General features: G+C 34.2%; 28 protein-coding genes and 2 pseudogenes. 12 read left to right on the forward strand and 18 right to left on the reverse strand.

Annotated features, from left to right (window positions below; genetic code table 11):
- The first annotated feature begins 8 nt into the window (after positions 1–8).
- The 5 genes from J2Z60_RS01585 (at position 9) to J2Z60_RS01605 (ending at position 4,669) form a co-directional block, all read left to right on the forward strand.
- Positions 9–998, forward strand: coding sequence for an aldose epimerase family protein (locus tag J2Z60_RS01585; protein WP_209685718.1), 990 nt, complete (start codon positions 9–11; stop codon positions 996–998).
- A gap of 69 nt (positions 999–1,067) precedes the next feature.
- Positions 1,068–2,513 carry a vinyl phenol reductase gene (gene vprA, locus J2Z60_RS01590; protein WP_209685720.1) on the forward strand — a complete coding sequence of 482 codons (1,446 nt, stop codon included), beginning with the start codon at positions 1,068–1,070 and terminating at the stop codon, positions 2,511–2,513.
- Between the two features lie 279 nt (positions 2,514–2,792).
- A complete protein-coding gene (locus J2Z60_RS01595) occupies positions 2,793–3,401 on the forward strand; it encodes a MarR family winged helix-turn-helix transcriptional regulator (protein WP_209685722.1) in 609 nt (202 codons plus the stop codon).
- Positions 3,402–3,424: 23 nt separating this feature from the next.
- Positions 3,425–3,988, forward strand: a complete 564-nt coding sequence (locus J2Z60_RS01600) for an NADPH-dependent FMN reductase (RefSeq protein ID WP_209685724.1) — start codon at positions 3,425–3,427, stop codon at positions 3,986–3,988.
- Between the two features lie 96 nt (positions 3,989–4,084).
- Complete coding sequence (locus J2Z60_RS01605) at positions 4,085–4,669, forward strand: peptidylprolyl isomerase (RefSeq protein ID WP_209685726.1); 585 nt, start codon at positions 4,085–4,087, stop codon at positions 4,667–4,669.
- A gap of 267 nt (positions 4,670–4,936) precedes the next feature.
- Here J2Z60_RS01605 and J2Z60_RS01610 read toward each other — a convergent pair whose 3' ends face one another.
- A complete protein-coding gene (locus tag J2Z60_RS01610) occupies positions 4,937–5,149 on the reverse strand; it encodes a hypothetical protein (RefSeq protein ID WP_209685728.1) in 213 nt (70 codons plus the stop codon).
- A gap of 372 nt (positions 5,150–5,521) precedes the next feature.
- Here J2Z60_RS01610 and J2Z60_RS01615 point away from each other — a divergent pair, with 372 nt between their 5' ends.
- The gene (locus tag J2Z60_RS01615; RefSeq protein WP_209685730.1) at positions 5,522–5,905 is read left to right on the forward strand and encodes a VOC family protein; all 384 of its coding nucleotides are present in this window, start codon (positions 5,522–5,524) and stop codon (positions 5,903–5,905) included.
- A 372-nt stretch (positions 5,906–6,277) separates the two neighbouring features.
- On the opposite strand, the gene J2Z60_RS01620 is transcribed toward J2Z60_RS01615, so the two are convergent.
- The 9 genes and pseudogenes from J2Z60_RS01620 to J2Z60_RS01650 form a co-directional block, all read right to left on the reverse strand.
- Entirely contained in the window at positions 6,278–7,126 is an 849-nt protein-coding gene (locus J2Z60_RS01620) for a GH25 family lysozyme (protein ID WP_209685732.1), read from the reverse strand.
- A gap of 61 nt (positions 7,127–7,187) precedes the next feature.
- Positions 7,188–7,613 (reverse strand): phage holin, encoded by a 426-nt coding sequence (locus tag J2Z60_RS01625; protein ID WP_209685734.1) that lies wholly within the window; start codon positions 7,611–7,613, stop codon positions 7,188–7,190.
- Between the two features lie 129 nt (positions 7,614–7,742).
- A pseudogene (locus J2Z60_RS01630) lies at positions 7,743–8,294 on the reverse strand (capsid protein); the annotation flags it as partial.
- Positions 8,295–8,304: 10 nt separating this feature from the next.
- Positions 8,305–8,874, reverse strand: coding sequence for a phage scaffolding protein (locus tag J2Z60_RS01635; protein ID WP_209685738.1), 570 nt, complete (start codon positions 8,872–8,874; stop codon positions 8,305–8,307).
- A 64-nt stretch (positions 8,875–8,938) separates the two neighbouring features.
- The gene (locus tag J2Z60_RS01640; RefSeq protein WP_209685741.1) at positions 8,939–9,217 is read right to left on the reverse strand and encodes a hypothetical protein; all 279 of its coding nucleotides are present in this window, start codon (positions 9,215–9,217) and stop codon (positions 8,939–8,941) included.
- The gene (locus tag J2Z60_RS11040) at positions 9,192–10,250 is read right to left on the reverse strand and encodes a phage minor capsid protein (RefSeq protein ID WP_209685743.1); all 1,059 of its coding nucleotides are present in this window, start codon (positions 10,248–10,250) and stop codon (positions 9,192–9,194) included. Before J2Z60_RS11040 ends, J2Z60_RS01640 begins: the two co-directional genes overlap by 26 nt.
- 18 nt (positions 10,251–10,268) lie before the next feature.
- On the reverse strand, positions 10,269–10,421 hold the full coding sequence (locus tag J2Z60_RS11045) for a hypothetical protein (protein ID WP_342590238.1): 153 nt from the start codon (positions 10,419–10,421) through the stop codon (positions 10,269–10,271).
- A 105-nt stretch (positions 10,422–10,526) separates the two neighbouring features.
- A complete protein-coding gene (locus J2Z60_RS11050) occupies positions 10,527–10,661 on the reverse strand; it encodes a hypothetical protein (RefSeq protein ID WP_342590239.1) in 135 nt (44 codons plus the stop codon).
- Between the two features lie 97 nt (positions 10,662–10,758).
- Positions 10,759–11,070: pseudogene (locus J2Z60_RS01650) on the reverse strand (phBC6A51 family helix-turn-helix protein); the annotation flags it as partial.
- A 229-nt stretch (positions 11,071–11,299) separates the two neighbouring features.
- Between J2Z60_RS01650 and J2Z60_RS11070 the strand changes: the two are divergent.
- The 3 genes from J2Z60_RS11070 to J2Z60_RS01665 all read left to right on the forward strand — a co-directional run bounded on the left by J2Z60_RS11070 (position 11,300) and on the right by J2Z60_RS01665 (position 12,580).
- Positions 11,300–11,395: a type II toxin-antitoxin system HicA family toxin gene (locus J2Z60_RS11070; RefSeq protein ID WP_209685746.1), complete on the forward strand. Its 96-nt coding sequence runs from the start codon at positions 11,300–11,302 to the stop codon at positions 11,393–11,395.
- Positions 11,396–11,451: 56 nt separating this feature from the next.
- Positions 11,452–11,751 carry a type II toxin-antitoxin system HicB family antitoxin gene (locus tag J2Z60_RS01660; protein WP_209685748.1) on the forward strand — a complete coding sequence of 100 codons (300 nt, stop codon included), beginning with the start codon at positions 11,452–11,454 and terminating at the stop codon, positions 11,749–11,751.
- 436 nt (positions 11,752–12,187) lie between these two features.
- Entirely contained in the window at positions 12,188–12,580 is a 393-nt protein-coding gene (locus J2Z60_RS01665) for a type II toxin-antitoxin system HicB family antitoxin (RefSeq protein ID WP_209685750.1), read from the forward strand.
- 56 nt (positions 12,581–12,636) lie between these two features.
- Here the strand turns inward: J2Z60_RS01665 and J2Z60_RS01670 are convergent, their stop codons facing one another.
- From J2Z60_RS01670 to J2Z60_RS10990, 4 genes are all read right to left on the reverse strand, one after another.
- The gene (locus J2Z60_RS01670; RefSeq protein ID WP_245328668.1) at positions 12,637–12,783 is read right to left on the reverse strand and encodes a helix-turn-helix domain-containing protein; all 147 of its coding nucleotides are present in this window, start codon (positions 12,781–12,783) and stop codon (positions 12,637–12,639) included.
- Between the two features lie 165 nt (positions 12,784–12,948).
- A complete protein-coding gene (locus tag J2Z60_RS01675; RefSeq protein WP_245328669.1) occupies positions 12,949–13,155 on the reverse strand; it encodes a hypothetical protein in 207 nt (68 codons plus the stop codon).
- 114 nt (positions 13,156–13,269) lie between these two features.
- Positions 13,270–13,464: a hypothetical protein gene (locus J2Z60_RS01680; protein ID WP_209685752.1), complete on the reverse strand. Its 195-nt coding sequence runs from the start codon at positions 13,462–13,464 to the stop codon at positions 13,270–13,272.
- A gap of 332 nt (positions 13,465–13,796) precedes the next feature.
- Positions 13,797–13,922 (reverse strand): hypothetical protein, encoded by a 126-nt coding sequence (locus J2Z60_RS10990; RefSeq protein ID WP_281063409.1) that lies wholly within the window; start codon positions 13,920–13,922, stop codon positions 13,797–13,799.
- 54 nt (positions 13,923–13,976) lie between these two features.
- Between J2Z60_RS10990 and xerS the strand changes: the two genes are divergently transcribed.
- The gene (xerS, locus tag J2Z60_RS01685; RefSeq protein ID WP_209685754.1) at positions 13,977–15,050 is read left to right on the forward strand and encodes a tyrosine recombinase XerS; all 1,074 of its coding nucleotides are present in this window, start codon (positions 13,977–13,979) and stop codon (positions 15,048–15,050) included.
- Between the two features lie 48 nt (positions 15,051–15,098).
- Here xerS and J2Z60_RS01690 read toward each other — a convergent pair whose 3' ends face one another.
- The 4 genes from J2Z60_RS01690 to J2Z60_RS01705 all read right to left on the reverse strand — a co-directional run bounded on the left by J2Z60_RS01690 (position 15,099) and on the right by J2Z60_RS01705 (position 18,756).
- Positions 15,099–16,487 carry an MFS transporter gene (locus tag J2Z60_RS01690; RefSeq protein WP_209685756.1) on the reverse strand — a complete coding sequence of 463 codons (1,389 nt, stop codon included), beginning with the start codon at positions 16,485–16,487 and terminating at the stop codon, positions 15,099–15,101.
- Positions 16,480–16,917 (reverse strand): MarR family winged helix-turn-helix transcriptional regulator, encoded by a 438-nt coding sequence (locus J2Z60_RS01695; protein WP_245328670.1) that lies wholly within the window; start codon positions 16,915–16,917, stop codon positions 16,480–16,482. Before J2Z60_RS01695 ends, J2Z60_RS01690 begins: the two co-directional genes overlap by 8 nt.
- Positions 16,918–17,036: 119 nt before the next feature.
- A complete protein-coding gene (locus J2Z60_RS01700; RefSeq protein WP_209685758.1) occupies positions 17,037–17,972 on the reverse strand; it encodes a DMT family transporter in 936 nt (311 codons plus the stop codon).
- A gap of 70 nt (positions 17,973–18,042) precedes the next feature.
- The gene (locus J2Z60_RS01705; protein WP_209685761.1) at positions 18,043–18,756 is read right to left on the reverse strand and encodes a GntR family transcriptional regulator; all 714 of its coding nucleotides are present in this window, start codon (positions 18,754–18,756) and stop codon (positions 18,043–18,045) included.
- Between the two features lie 122 nt (positions 18,757–18,878).
- On the opposite strand from J2Z60_RS01705, the gene J2Z60_RS01710 reads away from it, so the two are divergent.
- Together J2Z60_RS01710 and J2Z60_RS01715 are read left to right on the forward strand one after the other, a co-directional pair.
- Positions 18,879–20,240, forward strand: coding sequence for a glycoside hydrolase family 1 protein (locus tag J2Z60_RS01710; RefSeq protein WP_209685763.1), 1,362 nt, complete (start codon positions 18,879–18,881; stop codon positions 20,238–20,240).
- A 16-nt stretch (positions 20,241–20,256) separates the two neighbouring features.
- Positions 20,257–21,579: a PTS sugar transporter subunit IIC gene (locus J2Z60_RS01715; RefSeq protein WP_209685765.1), complete on the forward strand. Its 1,323-nt coding sequence runs from the start codon at positions 20,257–20,259 to the stop codon at positions 21,577–21,579.
- Positions 21,580–21,617: the final 38 nt, after the last annotated feature.

Below are 21,617 nucleotides of genomic sequence, written 5' to 3' on the forward strand. Positions count from 1 at the left end.
TATAATAAATGAAAACTAGTTTTATAAAATACGGACAAAAAGATGGTAAAGATTTATGCGAGATTACCTTGAAAAATAATAAAGGGATGGAGGTAAAAGTTCTAAACTATGGTGCTACATTAGAAAAAGTTATTTTTAAGGGTGAAAACATGATTCTGTCATTGCCACACCCTAGTGATTATTCTAAGGAGCGTAATTTCCTAGGTGGGACTGTTGGCAGAATTTGTGGGCGAATTAAATCTGGTCAGTGGAAGCATGGTGATGCTACTGTACAATTACCTAAAAATGACGGCGAAAACCATATTCACGGTGGCATTGGAACTGATATGCGTGTTTGGGACTTTAGATTAGATAAAAGAAAAGATACTGCTAAAGTAGTGCTGACTCTACTTGATCCAGATGGTAATAATGGCTTTCCAGGAAATATGAAATTAACTGCTAGTTATGAATTAGATAATGACAATAGTCTCCTTTATAAATTAGAAGCAGTTAGTGATCAGATGACTATTTTTAATCCTGCAAATCATACCTACTTTACCCTAGGAGAAAAGAGTGCTAGAGATGTTTGGATGAATATTAGTGCAGACTATTTCTTACCAGTAAGTAGAGATGGATTACCAATTGCAGGAATGGAAAGTTTAAAAGGAACTGCTTTTGATTTTACGCAAGGTAAAAGGATATCAGAGGCCTTAGATTCTAATGATGATCAGATAAAGCTTCGCAACGGTCTTGATCATCCTTTTATTCTAGGATGTAATCGTCCAGCAGCTACTTTAACCACTAGAAAATATCAAATGACTATGTCTACTAACGCTCCTGCAATCGTGGTTTATACTGGCAATCACTTTAATAATACAGGGGTAGCAAGTAATATCGGTCAGTACGATGGGGTGACATTAGAAGCACAATGTCCACCAACAAGTGGTAGTGACTTAAGCGAAATTACCTTATTGCCTAATGAAAAATTTAACCGTTGGGCTTGGTGGTATTTTGAATAATCAATAAAAGCATTTGTGTGGCAAGGATGCTTTTTGGATATTTAAAAATAGATTCTAAGGAGATTAATAATGTTACCTAAACAAGAAAACTATGATGTTGTTATTATTGGATCCGGCTTATCAGGACAAGCCGCAGCTGCTGAAGCTATTGACCATAATTTAAAAACTTTAGTAATTGAACAAGGACGCACTACTGGAGGTAGTGGCAATTATGTTGAGGGTGTATTTGCAGTCGAAAGTAAAATGCAAAAAGAACAAGGAATTACTTTGACTAAAAAGCAAATTCTGCATGATGAGCTAGAATTTTCACATTATGAGGCAGATACTAGGATCTGGAAGGATTATATTGATCAATCTGCTGAAAATATTGATTGGTTAAAAGAACATGATGTTAAATTTACAAAAGTTGCCACCTTAGGATCTGGACTTGATACCTGGCACATGTTTGATGGATTAGGCAATAAAGCTATTCATGAAGGGATGCAACCATATTCAGAAAGCAGAGGGGCAGAATTCGTTACTTCTGTTCAAGCTATTAAGCTATCACTTGATGAAGATAAGGAGATTAATGCTTTAGTAGTTAAAGACTATGAATCTGGTGATGAGAAGGCGATTTATACTAAGAATGTTATTTTAGCTAGTGGGGGTTATTTGAATAATAAATCAATGCTAGTTCACAGCTCTAATAACAATGCTGAACGCATTATCCCTATGAATTCAGGCAAGAGTAATGGCAGTGGCCTAAAATTAGCATGGGATATTGGTGCTAAAAAGTTTGGGATGGGGATGGCTATGATGTTTGGTGGTCAGATTAAAGAGGATACTGTCCCGTCATATAAATTTTGGAAGACAGATATTGGGATCGCTACCTGTGAAATGGCACCGCTTTGGGTTAATGAAGTTGGTGATCGTTTTGTTGATGAAAGTGTATTTAGAATTTGGTCTTACGCAGGTAATGCCTTAATTAAACAAGAAAGAACCTACGCTATTTTGGATCAAGCTACAATTGATCATTTTGCAGAAAAAGAATTACCTAGAAGCTTAAAGCCACTATCTGATCGAACCAAATTAACTAATTTGAAAGAAATGATCAAGAACGCTGAAGATAAAAAATTGGGATTCCTAACTGAAGCTGATACAATTCAAGAACTAGCTAAAAAGCTAAACTTGCCTAATTTAGTAGATACTATTAATAACTACAATAAGCTAGTTGATAATAAAGAAGATATTGAATTTGGTAAAGATAGTAAATACCTCTTTTCGTTAAAGCAAGGCCCATATTATGCCTTTGAGTTAGGGATAGGTGCTTATTGTACAATGGGTGGCTTACGAATTAATCGTAAGAACGAGGTTTTAGACAATAATGGCAGAAAGATTGGCGGACTATATGCAGTAGGGAGTGATGCTTCAGCTGTTTTAGTTGGTGACACTTATGGTGTAAATGTTCCTGGTTCTGAAGCTGGGTATTGCATTTATTCAGGTAGAGTTGCCGCTCAAGAGATTGCTAAAAAGTAAACAAGATTTTTGAATTTACCTAACTTTTGTCCTAATCTAAAAATTAAAAGCAATATTAGTTGAAAAGCAAGGTCGATTATTTATGGTAAAGTATTATCGCGCAAACTAGTGATATAAAGAATGTTAAGGAGCTTTATCATAGATAGACCTACTCATAGACCGACTTTAAAAAGTTCGGTCTTTTTTATTGACATAATATACAGCCACCTGTATATTATATATAACAGGTACCTGTTATATATTGATAGAATTTAAAGTAATGAAATAGGAGTACTTAAAATGGTTAGCAACGAAAGAAAAGAAGTATTCGACAATTTCTTAATGCTTGGCGGGCTATTTCATAAATATCATTTACAACTAATCAAAGAAAAAGGTCCTGGGAGCTCAATGCAGGGACAAGGTAGAATTCTGGCACTTTTAAAAATCAAATCAGAATTACCCACTAGTGACATCGCCTACATTTTAGGAATTCGTCAACAATCACTTAATGAACAAATCAAACGCTTAGAAGCCCAAGAATTGGTTGAACGTCATCCATCTGAGAAAGATAAGCGCGTGATGCTCGTCTCACTTACTGAAAAGGGCAAGAATGTGAGAGATGATAAGGGAGCATTCGATGATATCTTGACAGAGTTTTCTGACCAAGAACTTGAGCAATTTAATGGCTATCTTTCCAAGCTCATTGATGCGTTAGTACAAAAGGTTCACGATGAAGGATGTCCATCTGAAGATGCACGTCTTGCTAGAATGCGTGAAAGCTTAAGTGAAGATGAATTTAAACAGTTAATGATGATGCGACGTCGTTTCTATGGCCCTGAACCTATGGGATTAGGTCGTAGACCAATGGGAAATCGCCCACATCGCAGACCTTTTAAGAAAGAAAAGTAAATATTATTTTGGAGAAGAATTTTATGACTAAACAAATTACATTTATCGTTGGCTCTTTGCGTAAAGACTCATTTAACAAGACATTGGCAAATTATATTATTGAGAAATTATCTAAAATAGACTTTAAAATTGAATTCGCTTCAATTGGAGATATTCCCTTGATGAATCAAGATATTGAATTTCCAGCCCCAGTTGCTGTATCAACTTTACGAACACAAGTAGAAAATTCTGATGCTCTTTGGATTGTTTCACCAGAATATAACGGAACTATTCCAGGTGTGCTCAAGAATGCCTTAGATTGGTTATCTCGTCCAGTTCAACAAGGAACATTTGGTGCACCAGAGTTTTTAATTAACAAACCAGTGGCAATTTCTGGGGCAGGTGGTAAAGATGCAGCTGCAGGCTTTATCCATGACTTAGTAAAATTGATGAAATTTATGGGTCTTGCTCCATTTGAAGAAACTGTTGGTTTACAAATTCCAACAGAAGCATTTATGACTAATAAATTTGAATTATCTGATGAACAAAAAGCGAAAATTGATAAGCAAATTCAAGATTTTATTGACTCATTAGATGAAAAGAATTAATCTATACCAATTATAAGAGAGATGCAACACAAAATCTTTCAATTCACTATCATTCAATGATAAAATGAAACAGTTAAGAAAGAAGGAGGAGTTATTATGGCATTTCCACAATTAGATTTAGCAAACGTAACTGGTCCTAAGGCTACTATCAAGACCAATCATGGTAACATTAAGATTCAACTATTTGAAAAGCAAGCACCAATGACAGTTGAAAACTTTGTACGTTTAGCTAAAAAGGACTACTACAACGACACTACTTTCCACCGTGTAATTAGTGACTTCATGATTCAAGGTGGAGACCCTAAGGGTGATGGTACTGGTGGTCAAAGTATCTGGGGGCACCCATTTGAAGATGAATTTTCACCTGAATTGTTCAATATTCGAGGTGCTGTTTCTATGGCTAATTCAGGTCCAAGTACTAACGGTAGTCAATTTTTCATCGTTCAAAACAAGAACATGCCTAAGCGCTTCATCAAGCAATTAGAAGATGCAGGTTACCCTAAAGAAATTATCAAAGCCTACAAGCAAGGTGGTACTCCATGGCTTGATGGTCGTCATACTGTCTTTGGTCAAGTAATTGACGGCATGGATAGCGTTGATGAAATTGCCAAAGTCGAAAAAGATGCCAACGATAAGCCTAAAAATGATGTAATTATTACTGCAATAGATGTTGAAGATTAATTATTCATGATGTGAGCTCCAAAAGTTAGATGCTTTTGGAGCTTTTATTATACCAGCAGGATAAGAAGGGAGACCTAATAGAGTATCTTTGTTTTGCTCAAGCGATGAGTGCAACGGTTGAATTTTTTGATTTCAATATTTATATTGCTTAATTCATCTAATTCTAGATTTAAATTAGCCAGCATATTTAAATTATTGATCATAGCAATAATATTTTTTTGATATGTCGCTAAGTTGCTATTCTGCTTTATTTTTACAAACTGGATATCAAAATTTTGAGTATTTTTTAAAATCTCTTGATGGTTTAGTATATTCTAATTCTAAATTATGTAAATATAATTTACTTAACTTCAAACGGCCTGGAGTCTGTAAGTAAGTAACTTCATCTAACTTTAAATGAATAATTAGATCAACGTCGGGATTAAGAGATATTAAACGAGTAAGAATATCTTGAATTGAAGTCCAATGCAAAGTGTACATCAGGAGAAACTGCATCATATGCTTGGAAATAATGTGCCTTTCGCTCAAAGACTAAATATGGTTCAGCAACTTGAAGTGCAAGGTTATTAGTTTTATCACAGACGTTAAAGCTTTTGATATCTTTTTTAGAGCCATTAGAATAAAGTTTATTACGATAATTTTTGCTGAACTTTTTGATGTCTATAGAGTTTAGTACACAAAACGACGTATTTTTTCTTTTTAGTTTTAAATTTTTCAAAGCGATTGTTGAACAAAAGTATAACTCCTTAATATAAAATATGTGTAGAGTAGGTATTTAAAATCATTTTATATAACTTCTTATAATCTATATTATGTAAAGTAAATAATAAAATTTAAAAAGAGGTTTAATTTATGGAAATTATTAATCTTGATCATATGGTTCTAACTGTAAAAAATTTATCTGTATCTAAAAAATTTTATCATGAAGTTATCGGCTTGCCAATTGTTGATGAGCAAAAAAATAATTTTGTATCATTGCGCTGTGGCAATTCACTAATTCGATTAAGACAATTATCTAATGCTGTTGGTGCTATTGTTGCTGATAAGCTTCAGATCGGTGTATTTGATTTTTGTTTAGAAACATCTGCGTCAGTTAATGAGATTTTGGATAATTTTAAGAGATTTAATATATCAATTGCTCAAGGTCCAGTTACTAAGAATGGCGCTAAAGGCTCAATGACATCAATATATGTGCGGGATCCGGATGGTAATTTAGTTGAAATAAGTACTTATTAATCTGCTTTATATATAAGATATTGCATTTAAAAATCAAAAAATGCTAAGCATCAAAGGTTTAGAAGTTATTTATTAATGTTTTTCATTAAAACTAATATTTTAAGAAGCGATATTATATAAATGTTGATATATAGCCTCTCTTGGTGCTGCTCTGGGTTTGAAGCTTTATTACTAATTACAACTAAATCTACCATTTTTTAGAATTTTTGTTTCTTGTTTAACATTTATTTGCAATAATTTTTGTTTAGTTTAAATAACATAAATAAGCCACTCCAGAGGAAAATCCTACAGAGTGGCTTATTGCAACTTATATTTTATTTTCTAACAAAAACACATTTTTTTGAGAAGTCTTGTACTCCAAAGCTTCCTTTTTTACTTAAATTTACCTAAACTTTTACCATACTTATCTTTACCCACTATATAGCCATACTTACCGCCTGAGCGCGGCTGTCTTAGCCATAATCTTAACGGTCCTTGCAAAGTAGCATCATACTTGATGACATCGCCTTTTTTAAGCTTAGCGATTGGATCAGCATTGATATGTGGACTTTTATGGATTTCGAGGGCCTGTCCAAGTGTGAAAGTACCGGATTTCTTGACCCAAGTCGATTTCTTCTTAATAGCTTGCTTTTTATCACCTTGTGCAAGCTTCTTCCAGCCCTCACGAGTGGTGTTGACCACGCTTTTATCCATCTTAAAGCCGCTAAACTGCCAGATAGTATAAGTAGACCATGGAGCAACTGAAAAACTTGCATTTGGCAGGCTCCAGCTATTCCAAGTATCAGTAAGGTACCACGCTACCCATAAACCACAATCCTTAGCGCAGTTTGCTACCTGATTGATTGCTGACTGTTGCACATAGATAAGTGGCCACACGCCTGAAAGTTCGTGATAGCGATCTACAAATTTTCTCACATATGAGCAATCTTTACCGAAGCTAACATTTTGATTTTCTTCCCAGTCAACAGCAGGTACAGCTTCACCAACGTAATTTTTTGTGTTTTTGTAAAAGTATTCGGCTTCCTTTTTAGCATTGCTACCGCTGCAATAGTGATAAAAGCCCAGTAATTTACCGGCCTTCTTTGCTGCTTGATAATCTCTATCACAGTAAGGATTTACATAAGAAGTCCCTTGTGTAGCCTTAACCATAGTGACATCAACACCAGCTTGAGTTGCATAGTTTCTAGGTGAGTCACTATAAACATCTACCATTTTTAACATTTAATCACACTCCTATAATATTTGTTCGGTTCTGATAGTTTGGCAACTTTAACTACAATTTTTAGTTCGTCTTTTTAACTTCAATTGGAGTAGCCGTCTTAGTAGTCACAATGGGTGTGGTTTCTACTTTCTTGCCGTCGATAGTGTCAACAATTCCTTGGGTTTGCTTCATGATTGCAACGCTCTTTTCAATCTCGCCTTGCACATAATCTTGAGTTGGGTGTGGTAAGTGTGCCAAGTCTAAAAGCTCAAGCAAGCCGTTAAAGGCATACATAAACTTGTCATCACCACTGCCACCACGCTTTTCAGCTTGATAGACGATAGGAAGTGCCGCTTGTGCGACAATCTTCTCTGCCTTGGCTACAAGGTCGCCCTTGCTTGCCTTTTCGTCGATTGCATTCTTGCGCTTGAGATAGTCCCAACCTACTAAAACCGCTGCAACTGAAGCAATTGCTAAAACTACATCTACACAATTTTTGATACTCATTATTCTTTTTTCCTTTCATCATAAAAGGCGCCCTTCATGGACGCCTTAAGCTTGATAATTTCAATTTCTTTCTGATTAAGTCGGTCTTTTAACCGCTCAATCTCTTTTTCCTTTTCTTCATACTTTACTTGATACACCTGCGGAATTCTTAACAGCAGTGTAAAAGCCGGAAGATACGAACATCACATAGCCACCAGGAATTTCATTATCAGTCATATAAGCTTCAGCAGTATCATATGCTTCTAATGCATTTTGAGCATCAATAGTATCCGTAATGAAGTTATTATTAACGTTTTCCTTAGCAGTATCATACATAGCCTGAGCTGCGACTTTATCCCTATGAGGAATAGTAATTAAGCGTTGGTGTTCTTGAGTAATATTTGCTACTTGAAGTGCACCATTTTCACTCATATCCAATTCATCAACATCATAAACCAAACCAGTCTTCATGATTAAGGCGTACAGTTTCCTTATAGCTTTACGTTCATTATCTTCATTACGCTTGTATTGAACAGGGTCCATAAAGCCACTCATCTTATTGATACGAACTTCACGTACACCTACGAAATCAGCTGCAGTAACACTCTTTGCACCACCAGTTAATGGTTGCCAAATTTGAGAGTCAGCAGCAAATTCTTTGTCAAGCTTTGCTAAATCTTTGCTATCTAAAACAACAGTCATCTAAATTCTCCTATTCTTTAATACCTGTCATACGGGCTGCAATCTTATCTACTAATGATGGTTGCTTGGTATTAGTTGCATTACTTGGGTTACCACTAGCAGTAAATGAAACTTGAGGCTTCTTTTCTTGACTAGTGAATAAATAATCATCAGACTTCTTAAGCCCTTCTAATTGCTTATCTAAGCCTGATAACTTACCATCTTCAAAATTAATAGTTTCTTGATCAAGTAAAGCTTCAATCGCTTTAGCATTCTTACCACCAGCGTCACGAATAGCATTGCTGATAGCAAAACCTTTCTTAAGTGCGGCTTCATGAGCTTGATTATTCTTGGTCATTTCTTCCATTTTCTTTTGATATTCAGCAACTTGTTTTTGTAAATCATCATTACCTTCGACTTGTTTCTTTAAGGCTTTAAGTTGCTCATTACTTTGGTCAACTTGACCATTAAGACCCGCGATTGTATCATCCTTAGTCTTAATTTGGTCTTTGAAATCTTGTATATCTTTATCATAAGCTTTCATGACCTTAGCAATTGCATCATCTTTAAGCCTCAATTCTTTGAGAAAATCTTTATTCATAAATCTATCTCCTTAATTTTGGGCACAAAAAAAGAACAGTTTTACGACATATTCAGGTCGATTACTAATCTAAGATTTCAATACTTTTAATTTTGTCTATTGAGATACCATTACCAGCATACCTATCATAACCATCAGGATCTTTATCATGATCTGTCATATAAACGATTTCATCCTTGCCCGACTCAGTATCGTCCCAGTGACTAGCAGTATCTAAAATAAAATATTTATCACTATGACCATCTTTAAAATTGATAATCACATTTTTCATAAATGTTTTCTCAGTTAAGTCAGCCAGAAAATAATCATCAGAATTTTTAGGTATTTTTATTACTTGAGTCATTTTTTACTTTCTCCTTTGGTAAAGCTGGAACAGCATGATAGTCATTCTTAGATTGCATTATTTTCATACGTGTCGTTTTTAAAGTTGTACCACGTTTATTCTTATAAACACCAATATTTTTCTTAGCATCAATAAATTGAAAAGGTTGAAATACCTTGCCAATCTTTGCTTTTTGCTTAACTATATTATCCAACTCTTGAGGAGAAATTGTAAAGTAACTAGGTTTACTCGAACGAGTCTTAACAGCTTGTTCATATTCTTTAGTTCCTTGAATATGTCTAGCTTGTTTATCGGCATTTTGAGTTAATCTAACTTTAGCGGCTTTACTATTAAGCTCTCTATAATTAGGATAAATCTTTTCCCTAGCATATTGACGATGTAGAAAGCTATGCTCCTTAGTAATTTCACGTAACTTCTTTTGATACGCACTAATTTTAAATTGAGCAGCTTGAACCTTTTTATTATCACCAATTCTTAATTGTAAGAACTTTTCATTTTTCCAATTTCTTACCTGACGTTCATAGTATCGCTGCTTCTGTTGAATTTTGACATTCTTAACGGCTTGTTCTGAATCATATTGTTTTTGGAAATTATGACTTACACCTTTTATGTAAGGATAAAGCATATGTTGGCAATTAATCCCAAAACATCCAGCTGGAGTTCCATAACCATGGTCATAAATACTAGGATATCCTTCTACATACCTGCTATCACTCTTAGGAACAATGCACACAACTTTGCCTTGAATAGGAGCACAGGCTGGTCTTGCGGCAGCATGACTTGTCATAGTAGCAAGTACACTATCAAACTCTTTCATCGATTGCATTCTTGCGTCATTGAAAACACGTGAGGTGGTGGATTTAATCACTGTCCTAGTGTAACCTTCCATAGACCAACAATGACCACCTTTATCAATAAAAGTTGTATCCATTCCAGCATCATACCACTTGTAGATATTATCTTTGAGAGTCTGGTCAGGCTTCTGCCTGATAAATGTAGGAACTGATTGATAATAGACTTCAACATCCTTCATATTGGCAAATTCTTCAAACTAGACTGCGATAATATTATCAACCTTGTTTGATTTTGGCTTTTCTGGCTTATCAGCACCGTAAAAATAAAACGTTGAACCTGTTGTCTTATGAACAATAATCATTGGACTCACACGGCTTCGAAATTCCGACTCAACATGAAGGATATTCATAGCTCATAATATTTGATTGAATACTGAGGCGTAAGTTAACTGAATTCTCTCTAATGCAAATAATATTAACTTTTTTACCAGTAGCAATATAATTCATCATCATTGTTACAAGTTTAAGACTGATAGTTGCTGACTTGAAAGAACCACGCTCACCATTGTAACAATATAAGGCTTGTCAGTTGTCCACAAATCATAAAGATGTGGATTAATTTCATCACTAATCTTTACTACTTGTGTCATTGTCTTTCAGCTTCCTTATATCATCAATCACAACAGTGCGATTATCTGGTGCATTGGCATCTTCAACTGCCTTAAGTTGGTACTCAGTAATTTTAGCTTAAGCAATTGCTTTTCTTTGCTTAGCCTTATCCAATTCAGGATTACCATTATCGCTAAATAAGCCAGCTCGCTTGAAAATGATTTGAGCAGCCTGCAAACGCACTTTGTCTGATTTACCATATTTAAGAATTTCAATTAATGTTTTTACTGCTAAAGGCAATGCTGAATCAAATTGATAAACTGCATATTCATGTTGAGCCTTTATAAATTTAGGATTATTTTTCCATTTATAAAAAGTGGTTTCTCCAATGTGAAGCATTTTAGCTATTTCACTATTAGTTTTTTCGTCTTCAAATAGCAATTTAATGGCTTTTCTTTGCTTATTTTAATTTAAAGAAGTTACTCATATTTTCACTTTTCTTCACACAGTTTCACCACCACCTTAAAAATTATTTACTTTTTACACGTATTAAATTATGTACTGTTATATATTTGTAAAGCGTATTACAACACGTATTAATAGAAAGGAGCTTCAATGGAATCAAGAAAAATTATTAAGAGACTCAAACATGAAGGTTGGTTCTTAGCCCGCGTTATAGGTGACGATTACCACTTTAAATACGGTCCCATATCCTAATAAGAACATACCTAAAGGAACTCTTAATAGTATCTACAAGCAAGCGGGTTGGAAGTAACCCGTTTGTTTTGGTATCTTGAATTCGTTGAAGATACGTTTTATAGGAGGAAAAACATGCTACTATATTTTGCTAAGTTCCACAAAAATGTTGATAATCAATATGAAGTATCGTTTCCAGATTTAGAGCCATATGCTGCAACCTTTGGATATACTCTCGAAGAAGCAATTCAAAGCGCTCATGACTCATTGGCTGGATATTTACTTACCCAAGAGGATTTTAACGAAGAAGTTCTTGCACCAACTGAAGATCCTGATAAATTTAAAATCACTGCACCAGATTTTTTAGTTCCAGTCCAAGTTGATTTAAAGCTTGAACGTGAAAAGGAGCAAAACAAACTTGTAAAAAAACTTTAACTATTCCAGCTTTTGTAAATACATTAGCAAAAGAAGCTGATATCAACTTTTCAGCTACTCTGACTGATGCACTAAAAACTAAATTAAATTTAAGATAACTGAAACTTGAAAGCTAAAGATTACGCTCTTTCCGCGTGGTTTTTGGCTTTTTTTTTACAAAAAGGTATTGAAACACGTACTTAATACGTGCATTATAATAAAGGAAGGAGGTAAAAGATGGTACAAAGAAGGAAAGCCATTAAAATTCTAAAAAGAATAATTGGTGGCTTGACCGTCATGGAGCCAACCATGATGTTTATACCAATGGTAAGCATTCCGAACCAATTCCCCGACATGTGAGATCAATGACATTACCTGGGACCATATTGTTAAAAGGAATCACTTAAAGGAATAAGGGACTTAGCCCTTATTTTGTGTACCATCTTTAGTTAAACACATGAAAAAAGATAAAATTGCAATATTTCCAATTATAATAACTGAAACCAGCGACTCAAAAGTTAAATATACCGTTCATGTTCCTGATTTAGATAGAGATACACAAGGTAACACAATAGCAGAAGCAATTGAAATGGGTAAAGATTTAATAGGTACTATGTCACTAGTTGAAAAATTACCTGTCAATAATACTAAAATACCAAAAGTTGGAGCTAATTCTATAGCTACACTAGTTGATGTCAACATCTCAAAGTATCAAAGAATGAATGATGATAAGACAGTTAAAAAGACCCTCACTATTCCTAATTACTTGAATGAAGAAGCCAAAGAAGCAGGTCTTAACTTTTCAGCTATCTTAACAGATGCTTTAAAGCAAAAACTCGGAATTGAATGATATTAAAATACAATAATATTGTGTTACAATCCTACATTTATAGATACTTAAATAAGTCATCTATGTATGTAGGATTTTTCTAACTTACTAATAGCAGAGCTGACTGCCGTTTCAGATACATAATTTCTTTTAGCTGCCGAAATAAAACCGTGCGTTTCAACAACGTCAATAAAATATTTTAGTGGCATTAAATTATATTTCATTTTATTCTCCTTAAATAAAATCCCATACAAAAACGGCAAATTTAAATAACCGTCATCAATATTGGTGACGGATTTTTTTAATATATTAATGCGAATGTCTGTTTACCTTTAAAGATAGCATACAGATATAACAGAATTTTAAAGGCTATAATATCATAATCGTCTTTAGCCATTTAAAACCTCAATTGATTTAATTTCGGGTTCAGATATATTTAAAAGACCAAAATCTGGTACATCAACATTCAAATACCATAGGCCATCTTCAGAATTTTCAGGATCTTCATAACCATCGGCAACACCAATAAAGATATGCCCTACATCATCTATTAATTTTATCTTCTTATCCATTAATTTTAGAAAATCAAATTTCATTTATTCTTACTCCTTACCGGAACTATATGAGTTCTTTTAGCGGAATGATGAGAATTGTAATTTTGTTGGTTTTGCCTGTTAGACGACTTATCGTCTTACAAATACAAATGACTACTAGTTTACAATTTCCCATCTACCACCTTTTGACGAGCCATCAAGAGATGCTGGATTAGTTTTAGAATACAAATAATCCTCACCACTATCATCAATGACTCTATACATTCCCTCTTCTTCGCCTATAATCTCATATATTTTTCCATTAGTTAGACTGTCAACTCCAAACGACTCACCTATATATTTTAATCTCATAAATTACAGCCTCCTTTTACTTTTTTACATTAATGTTTAAATAATTTCGTTCATTGCCTTATCTGTGTATCAAAAAGAACTAAAAATTTTTGATTAAAATGAAATTTCCTTTATTATCAAAAACATAATCATGTGCATGCTCTCCGTGCTTACCATAATTATGATGCTTTAAATTTCCGTGATTTGTAGTATGAATATCTAGTTTCATTATATCATGTTTATCATAAAACCTTCTTTTATCAATAAACTCCATTTTTATTTTTATGATCCAAAATAGACAAAGGTTCACCAGTTTTGGGCATACTATGATCTGAAGAAATCTTGTAACATTCTTACATTAAAGCATTAATCTTTTCTTCTGGTGTTTTGCCCTCAGCATTTTCATAAATCCTTAGTAATTTATCAGGATCATAGCTTGCCACATCATCTTTATCACTGAATCTAATTTTGAATTGCAAAATATTATTATTTCTTTTGCTATAATTGAGTAATAATACGAGGAGGCTTTATTCTTGGAAAATACCAAATATATTGAACTAATTCAATCAGAGTTAGAGAAAATGCCATCATATGTGCAAGAATACAACTTAGTTACACACCATTCTTTGGCTACTTCATACCAATATTTAACGGAATTACGGCGCTTTTTTAATTGGTTACGTCAAGAGGGCATTTCACATGCAAAATTAAACAGTGGTGTGCAAGTTACTACTTTAGAAAACTTACAACGAACAGATATAATGCTGTATATTGACCATCTAAGACACACAAAAAATCAACAAGGTCATCTTAATTCACCTACAACAATTAATCGCTCTATCAATGCTTTAAGGTCATTATATAAGTTTCTAACAGTTACCGCTGACCATAATAATGGCGAACCATATTTTTATCGCAATGTAATGCTCAAGGTAAAATCTCTTAATGATACTCAGACTTTGAACTATAGGGCTCATATCCTAGAATCGCATATGTACACGGGCAATTTAAAGTTTGAATTCATGGACTTCTTAGATCATGAATATGAAAAGACCTGTAATAATCGCGCTAAAACTTCTTTTTTTAAAAATCAGGCACGTGATATGGCTATCGTGGCCTTAATATTAGGAACTGGAATTCGCGTTTCAGAGTGTGCTGGAGTAAATATATCAGATATCAATCTCAAGGAAGCAATGCTTGACGTCACCCGTAAAGGTGGGCAGCGTGATAGTGTCCCAATCGCAGAGTGGACATTACCATATATCAAAAAATATTCTGACAACCGAACTAAGCTTTATTCACCGTTGACTAAAGAAAATGCTTTCTTTTTAACTAGCTGGCATAGCCAAACCAGGAGAATGACAGCAAGTGCTATTGAAAAGATGGTAGTTAAATACTCAACAGCATTTGGCCATCCCCTTACTCCTCATAAATTGCGCCATACAGTAGCATCCGAATTATATCAAGTAACTAAAGATCAAGTATTAGTTGCTCAGCAATTAGGACAAAAGGGAACTTCAGCGACCGATCTCTATACCCATGTTGACCAAACTAAACAAAGGGAAGCTCTTAATAAAATTACTCAAAACAAAACACGCACTAACTAATATCATTAAACATGATATTGTTATGTGCGCGTTTTGTGCTTATTAAGCTTAATGTTCCTTTTTCTTAGTATATTTAAACATTAAGACAAAGATTATTATTGCTAGAATTGTTAAAAAAATATACGAATATTGAGTTCCTTGAGCAGTTGATAAGGCAGATTTAGAATGAGTGGCTGCCTGACTAAAGGCAACAATCGCTGAAGTTAGTGATGTCCCCACAGCTCCTGCAAACTGTTGTGCGGTGTTTAAAATTGCATTTCCTTGTGGAACTTCAAATTTATTAAGTGGCTCTAAGGTATCAGTCATAATAATACCTAATGTAGTTCCCATACCACCCATGTAAAGAATATAAACAAACAAGATTATTAAGTTACTCATATGCAAACTAATTAAGCTAAAAATTAGCATTGAAGCAACCATAAAAGTTAAACCGATTAAGATAGGTCTTCTTGCGCCCATTTCATCATAGACTTTACCACCAATTGGTCCCATAACAGCACCTGCAAATCCAGCGGGTAAAACAATTAGCCCAGCTATTAGTGCAGTATTGCCGTTAACTAACTGAATAAAGTTAGGCAATAAGAAGGCATTTCCTAATGAGATTACCTGAATCATAAAAAATGATAAAGTGTGTGCACTAAAACTAGCGCTTTTAAACAAAGACAGATTTAAAATAGGATTCTCTAATCCATGACTGCGCCATATTAACATCCCTAATCCCAATAAGCCTGCTATAATAGCTCCCAAAACTTGAATTGAGATAAAATTATATGAACTTAGATTGCTAAATCCATAAATCATACCAATAAAGAAAATAGCTACAAAAATTATACTCAAAGCATCAAATTTAGCCTTATGTAGCTTAGATTTTTGTTCAATGCCCCATATTCCTAACAATAAAGATATGAATACAATTGGAATCAAAATAAGGAAGATCCATCTCCAGCCTAAGCTAGTCACGATTATTCCTCCAAATACTGGTCCAACTGCTGGTGCGATACCAGTTATCATATTGCCAACACCCATCATTGTACCAACGCGGCTTTGGGGAACTTGCTCCATAATAATATTAAACATTAGAGGCAATGAAATACCGGTTCCAATTCCTTCGATTACCCTACCTAGTAAAAGTAAGCCAAAGCTTGGAGCTAATGCATCTATTAGAACACCTATTAAAAACAAAATGTTGGCTACAATGAATAAATTTTTAGTCTTAAAGCTTGCTTTCAAGTTAGCAGATAGAGGTACGATAATCGAAATGGCTAGTAAATAAATCGAGGTCATCCAAGATACCACGTTAGTGGAAATATTAAATTGCTTCATCAATGTTGGAAATGAAATGTTCATTGACGTTTCAATAATTACCCCACAAAATGATAAAATTCCTGTCGCAAAAATTGCGGCAAAAACTTTAATTGGAATTTTTTCTTTATGCATTTTTTCCCTCTTTTCTAATAAATTCTAAAACTTTTTCAACGGCAGCAATTTCTTCCGATGAAAATTGTTTCCGCAAGCTTTGATCATCGCTTTTAACATATGCTTTAATTTGTGATACTAACTTTGCGGCTTTTGGAGTTAGCTGTACTAACTTCTTTCGCTTATCACTTGGATCATCAATTCTTTCAACCAATTGACGCTTCTCCATTCCTTGAACTAACACAGTTGTCGTTGATCGCCGAATATCTAATTCCTTTTCGATCATATGTTGACTGGCAGTATTTTGATCTTGATCTGATAAATAATCAATGACACTCATTTGAGTGCCGGTTATGCCAAGTTTTTTAGCAAAGCGACTCCGTTCATTATTTGCTGCTACATTAGCTTGCTTAATTAACATTTTAATTGGCTTTATTTTAATATTTTTCAAAAAAATCATCCCCTTAATATTTGTTAGTATGCTAACAAATATATTTTAGCTTTATTATAATTTATGTCAATAAAAAAAGAACTCCTCAATTGAGAAGTTCTTAGTACAATTTAATAACTTTAACGATGATGATATTTTTTAGCAAATGGGCGTTTAGGCTTAGTAGTAATATTCAAAGCCATAGCAGCTAAGATTATTAAAGCTGAACCAATCCAATCAATTGGCAACATAACCAGTCCAAAACAGATTACCGATCCAATTGTTGCAGCTAGTGGTTCAAAGGCATCGAGCAAGCTTACAGTTGAAGCATGTATAAAGCGTAGTGAATTAGTTATCAATTGAAATGGGATGACTGTCCCGATAATAATTACGCTAGCAATATAAAGCCAAATAAGTGGGTTGTTAGGAATTGTTGGCATTTGGGGATGTATGATAATTAAGCAAATTCCTGCAAATAGCAAACCCCACCCAGTTACTACCAAACTTGAAATTTGCCGAATTTTTAGCACACGAATTGGAAGTAATGTATTTGTAGCAACACCAATTGCGGAAAGAAAGCCCCAAAATAAGACATCAACAGTTAATGATAAATGGGTAAAATTGCCATGGGTTGCAAGCAATACTACGCCTGCAAAAGCGCTGATTGAAGCAATGATATCTAGAGGTCGAATCACTTGTTTATGACGTAGAGCAAGATAAGCCATAACAAAAAATGGCCCAACAAATTGTAAAATAGTTGCGATTGAAGCATTGGCTTTTTGAACAACAATGAAGTAGAACAACTGAAAAGGTATTAACCCAAAAACACCATAGATTAGTATTTCTAAGAAGTCCTGTTTATTCTTAATTATCTGAAGAGGATGCTGCTTAAACATCCCTGCGCCAGCAATTAAGATCAAGCCCGATATAATCATTCTTATCTGTGTTAACCACATTGGTGTAATATGTGGATCAATATTGAAGAGCGCTTTGGCAAATAATCCAGATATTCCCCACATTACACATGCACTTGATGCTAAAAAAGCCCATAGTCGCCGCTGTTTTTTCGTTACCATGAGTAAAAAATCTCCTATAGTTTTGATAACTAATCATAACATAGAATTTATTTTAGTTGTGAAACTATGTTTAATTATTTACTTCGAATAGTATATATCCAGCTCTATCATACCGATCACGTGTTTCAGAAAATTCAAAAGGCGTACCATCTTTCAAAAATGCTACTTGATGTACTGACAGAATCGCATCCCCTGCCTTACAGCCTAAATAGTCACAATCATAAGCATCGACCTTGTCAGCAACTATAATTCTATTAGCTCTACCAATATCTAAATGCAATTCATCTCTAATATAGTTATAAACAGAACCATGCAAAATTTCTAAGGTAATCCCCGGTATGACTTTTACTGGCATAATCGTATATTCTAACTTAGCCGGCTGTCCATTGACCAGCCTTTGTCTGATAATATCGTAGACTTGATCGTCTGACTTTAATTTTAACTTTTCTGCTTCTTCAGATTCAGCTGTCCTAACAAAAAATGAAATTACATGACTAGTTATATTACCCTTCCCAGTCATAGAATTAACAAACCCATCATGTTTATTAGCAGCTGTTTCAACCATATGTGGAAATTGAATGTCCCGCTTTTTCACATAAATGCCACTACCTTGAACAACGTAGATCATGTTCTTAACAGATAGAACCTTTAATGCACGTGAGATGACTACTCTGCTTGTTTGATATTTTTTAGCTAGATCTGTTTCTCTGGGTAATTTATCCGTGTATTTCTTGCTTATGATGTCTCTCTCAATATCTGCTGCAATATCTAAATACTTGCTCATATCTTTATCACCCTACAAATTGGTAAACTAATATCTTTACCACCAATTTTACTATGTAAGCGCTATCTAATACAATATAGGAGAAACAAAAATATATATTTTTTAAGAATAGAGGGATATATATGGATAAAAATTTCTTTTGGGGTAATTCGATATCTAGTATGCAAACAGAAGGTGGCTGGAACGAAGACGGTAAAAGCAAATCTGTTTATGATGTCCGTCCTGCAACTGATACAGTAAGCGATTGGCATTTTGCTAACGATAACTACCATAACTTTGAGCAAGATCTTGACTTGATGCAGGATTTAGGCATGAATATGTACCGCTTCTCTGTTTCTTGGTCTCGTGTAATCAAAGATGGTAATGGAGATGTGAATCAAGCAGGATTAGATTTTTATGACCGCTTAATAAATGGTTGCCTAAAGCGTGGGATTCAACCGATGATTTGTTTATATCATTTTGATATGCCACTTTACTTAGCTAAAAAATATAATGGCTTTCTTAGCAAAGAAGTATGCAATGCATTTATTAGATTCGGCAAGATCGTCGTAGATCATTTTTCAGATAGAGTGAAATACTGGATTACATTTAATGAGCAAAATCTCTACTCTATGCCGGACACTTTTAGAATTGCTGGAGCAGAAAAAGCAGCTCATACTATATCAAATATTTATCAAATTGCTCACAATGTAATGTATTGTCATGCAGCTATTGCTAACTACATTCATAAAAATACCGATTGCAAAATCGGAGGTATGTTAGCTTATTCTGAAGTTTATCCGGCTTCGCCAAATCCAGATGATGTTTTATTAACACATCGCTACGAAGAATTTATTAACAATAATCTATTAAATGTCTTCTCCTATGGAAAGTATTCAACTGAAGTGCTTCATTATGCAAGAAGGCACCATATTCAAGTTGAGATGCTAAAAAATGAAATGAATGAACTCAATCAATGCAGGAGCGACTTCTTAGCTTTCTCTTATTATCAATCTAGAACATTAGATTCAACTAAGATACCTATTGATACTGCTCCCAATTATTATATGCAATATGGCGATAAGGCTAATCCATATCTTAGAGAAAATGAATGGCACTGGTCTATTGATCCACAAGGCTTAAGGGATGTCTTAAATAAAATTTATCTAAGATACCATATTCCTGTATTTCCAATTGAAAATGGGATTGGATTACGCGAGAGCTGGGATGGTGAACATGAGATTCAAGATAATGAACGAATAAAATATATGAGGAATCATATTTTAGCAACCAAGCAAGCTATTGAAGAAGACGGGATTGAAGTCTTAGGCTATCTCGGCTGGGGATTAATTGATATCTTAAGTTCATCAGGTGATATGGAAAAACGCTATGGTGTTGTATACGTCAATAGAACTAATCACGATTTAAAAGATATGAAGCGTGTACCTAAAAAGAGTTACAACTGGTTAAAACAAGTTATTCATTCAAACGGGACAAAATTATAGGAAGAAGTGAATAGTTATGGCTGCTTCAACAACTCAAAATTCAGGCTTTAGAAAGTTTACTGATAAATTTACAGAAATATCAGTAAAAATCGGTAATGAAGTTCACTTGCGTTCCTTGAGGGATGCATTTGCGACTATAATGCCAATGTATATCTTAGCTGGATTTGGAACTTTAATTAATAGTTTGATACTTCCCTATATATTTAAAGGCGATACTCTAGCTAAATGGCAAGTATTTGGTACAGCTGTTACTAATGGCACTTTAAATATCTCAAGTATCCTGATTTGTTCTATGATTGCCTACTTTTTAGCTAAAAATAAAAATTTTGAGAATGCAATTGGCTGTATCCCTGTATCGCTTGCATCCCTATTCGCATTAATGGCAATTAATTCAAAAACTATTCCAGTAGGCGGGAAGGCTGCCGTTACTATTACGAATGCAGTCTTGTACGATAGCATAGGTACTAAATCAATGTTTGGCGGAATTATTGTTGGCCTGATTGCTACAGAATTATTTATTAAATTTTCTAAGGTTAAGGCATTTAAGATCAACTTAGGCTCTATGGTTCCACCAGCAGTAGGTAAGAGCTTTACAGTTTTAATTCCAAGTTTACTTATTGTCACTATTTTTGCCATTATTGCTGCAATTTTTGCCGCATTCAATACTGACTTAATATCTTTAATTTCCATGATTATTCAAGAGCCTCTTCGTAAGTTGAATACTTCGCTTGCTGGCTTCTTACTTATTTATTCAACTGGTAATTTTCTCTTTACTTTAGGCATTCACCAGACTGTTATTAATGGTACTCTACTTGATCCAGTTAATTTAATTAACATGAATGAAAACATGGCCGCTGTAGCTCATGGTAAAATGCCAACACATATTATTAACTCTGATTTTGTTACTGTTTATACTCAAATGGGTGGTACTGGTTTAACTATTTCACTAATCTTAGCGGTACTTATTGCTTCTCACTACTCTCCGTTTAGAAAAGTTGTTAACTTGGCTTTAGTACCCGGTATTTTTGAAATTAATGAACCTATTATCTTTGGCTTTCCAATTGTATTCAATATTCCAATGATGATTCCATTCGTTCTTAGCCCAGTTATTGGTGGCTTAATTGGCTACTTTGCTACAGCTACGGGCTTTGTAAAGCCATTGAGTGTTTATCTTCCATGGACTACACCTCCATTTATTTCAGGATTCTTGGCAAGTGGTGGTGATTGGAAGGTAGTATTCGTCCAAATTATTATCATAATTATAACAACCCTCTTCTATATTCCATTTATTAAAATAGCTGAAAAAGTTGCTAAAAAGTCTGCTGAATTAAGCATATAAAATTATTAAAGCCCCTTTCTTGTTAAATCATTGAAAGA

Source organism: Lactobacillus colini (assembly GCF_017874575.1).
Taxonomy (GTDB): Bacteria; Bacillota; Bacilli; order Lactobacillales; family Lactobacillaceae; genus Lactobacillus; species Lactobacillus colini.

What these genes read in the sequence shown, in the direction of transcription:
- J2Z60_RS01715 (WP_209685765.1), top strand. Translation starts at nt 20,257, where the DNA reads ATGGCTGCTTCAACAACTCAAAATTCAGGCTTTAGAAAGTTTACTGAT.
- J2Z60_RS01670 (WP_245328668.1), bottom strand. Translation starts at nt 12,783, where the DNA reads ATGAAATATAATTTAATGCCACTAAAATATTTTATTGACGTTGTTGAA.
- J2Z60_RS01585 (WP_209685718.1), top strand. Translation starts at nt 9, where the DNA reads ATGAAAACTAGTTTTATAAAATACGGACAAAAAGATGGTAAAGATTTA.
- J2Z60_RS01700 (WP_209685758.1), bottom strand. Translation starts at nt 17,972, where the DNA reads ATGGTAACGAAAAAACAGCGGCGACTATGGGCTTTTTTAGCATCAAGT.
- J2Z60_RS11045 (WP_342590238.1), bottom strand. Translation starts at nt 10,421, where the DNA reads ATGAATATCCTTCATGTTGAGTCGGAATTTCGAAGCCGTGTGAGTCCA.
- J2Z60_RS01705 (WP_209685761.1), bottom strand. Translation starts at nt 18,756, where the DNA reads ATGAGCAAGTATTTAGATATTGCAGCAGATATTGAGAGAGACATCATA.
- J2Z60_RS01605 (WP_209685726.1), top strand. Translation starts at nt 4,085, where the DNA reads ATGGCATTTCCACAATTAGATTTAGCAAACGTAACTGGTCCTAAGGCT.
- J2Z60_RS01610 (WP_209685728.1), bottom strand. Translation starts at nt 5,149, where the DNA reads ATGTACACTTTGCATTGGACTTCAATTCAAGATATTCTTACTCGTTTA.
- J2Z60_RS11040 (WP_209685743.1), bottom strand. Translation starts at nt 10,250, where the DNA reads ATGAAGGATGTTGAAGTCTATTATCAATCAGTTCCTACATTTATCAGG.
- J2Z60_RS01690 (WP_209685756.1), bottom strand. Translation starts at nt 16,487, where the DNA reads ATGCATAAAGAAAAAATTCCAATTAAAGTTTTTGCCGCAATTTTTGCG.
- J2Z60_RS01615 (WP_209685730.1), top strand. Translation starts at nt 5,522, where the DNA reads ATGGAAATTATTAATCTTGATCATATGGTTCTAACTGTAAAAAATTTA.
- J2Z60_RS01665 (WP_209685750.1), top strand. Translation starts at nt 12,188, where the DNA reads ATGAAAAAAGATAAAATTGCAATATTTCCAATTATAATAACTGAAACC.
- vprA (WP_209685720.1), top strand. Translation starts at nt 1,068, where the DNA reads ATGTTACCTAAACAAGAAAACTATGATGTTGTTATTATTGGATCCGGC.
- J2Z60_RS01710 (WP_209685763.1), top strand. Translation starts at nt 18,879, where the DNA reads ATGGATAAAAATTTCTTTTGGGGTAATTCGATATCTAGTATGCAAACA.
- J2Z60_RS01600 (WP_209685724.1), top strand. Translation starts at nt 3,425, where the DNA reads ATGACTAAACAAATTACATTTATCGTTGGCTCTTTGCGTAAAGACTCA.
- J2Z60_RS01675 (WP_245328669.1), bottom strand. Translation starts at nt 13,155, where the DNA reads ATGAAATTTGATTTTCTAAAATTAATGGATAAGAAGATAAAATTAATA.
- J2Z60_RS01620 (WP_209685732.1), bottom strand. Translation starts at nt 7,126, where the DNA reads ATGTTAAAAATGGTAGATGTTTATAGTGACTCACCTAGAAACTATGCA.
- J2Z60_RS01595 (WP_209685722.1), top strand. Translation starts at nt 2,793, where the DNA reads ATGGTTAGCAACGAAAGAAAAGAAGTATTCGACAATTTCTTAATGCTT.
- J2Z60_RS01625 (WP_209685734.1), bottom strand. Translation starts at nt 7,613, where the DNA reads ATGAGTATCAAAAATTGTGTAGATGTAGTTTTAGCAATTGCTTCAGTT.
- J2Z60_RS01640 (WP_209685741.1), bottom strand. Translation starts at nt 9,217, where the DNA reads ATGACTCAAGTAATAAAAATACCTAAAAATTCTGATGATTATTTTCTG.
- J2Z60_RS01660 (WP_209685748.1), top strand. Translation starts at nt 11,452, where the DNA reads ATGCTACTATATTTTGCTAAGTTCCACAAAAATGTTGATAATCAATAT.
- J2Z60_RS11050 (WP_342590239.1), bottom strand. Translation starts at nt 10,661, where the DNA reads ATGACACAAGTAGTAAAGATTAGTGATGAAATTAATCCACATCTTTAT.
- J2Z60_RS01635 (WP_209685738.1), bottom strand. Translation starts at nt 8,874, where the DNA reads ATGAATAAAGATTTTCTCAAAGAATTGAGGCTTAAAGATGATGCAATT.
- J2Z60_RS01680 (WP_209685752.1), bottom strand. Translation starts at nt 13,464, where the DNA reads ATGAGATTAAAATATATAGGTGAGTCGTTTGGAGTTGACAGTCTAACT.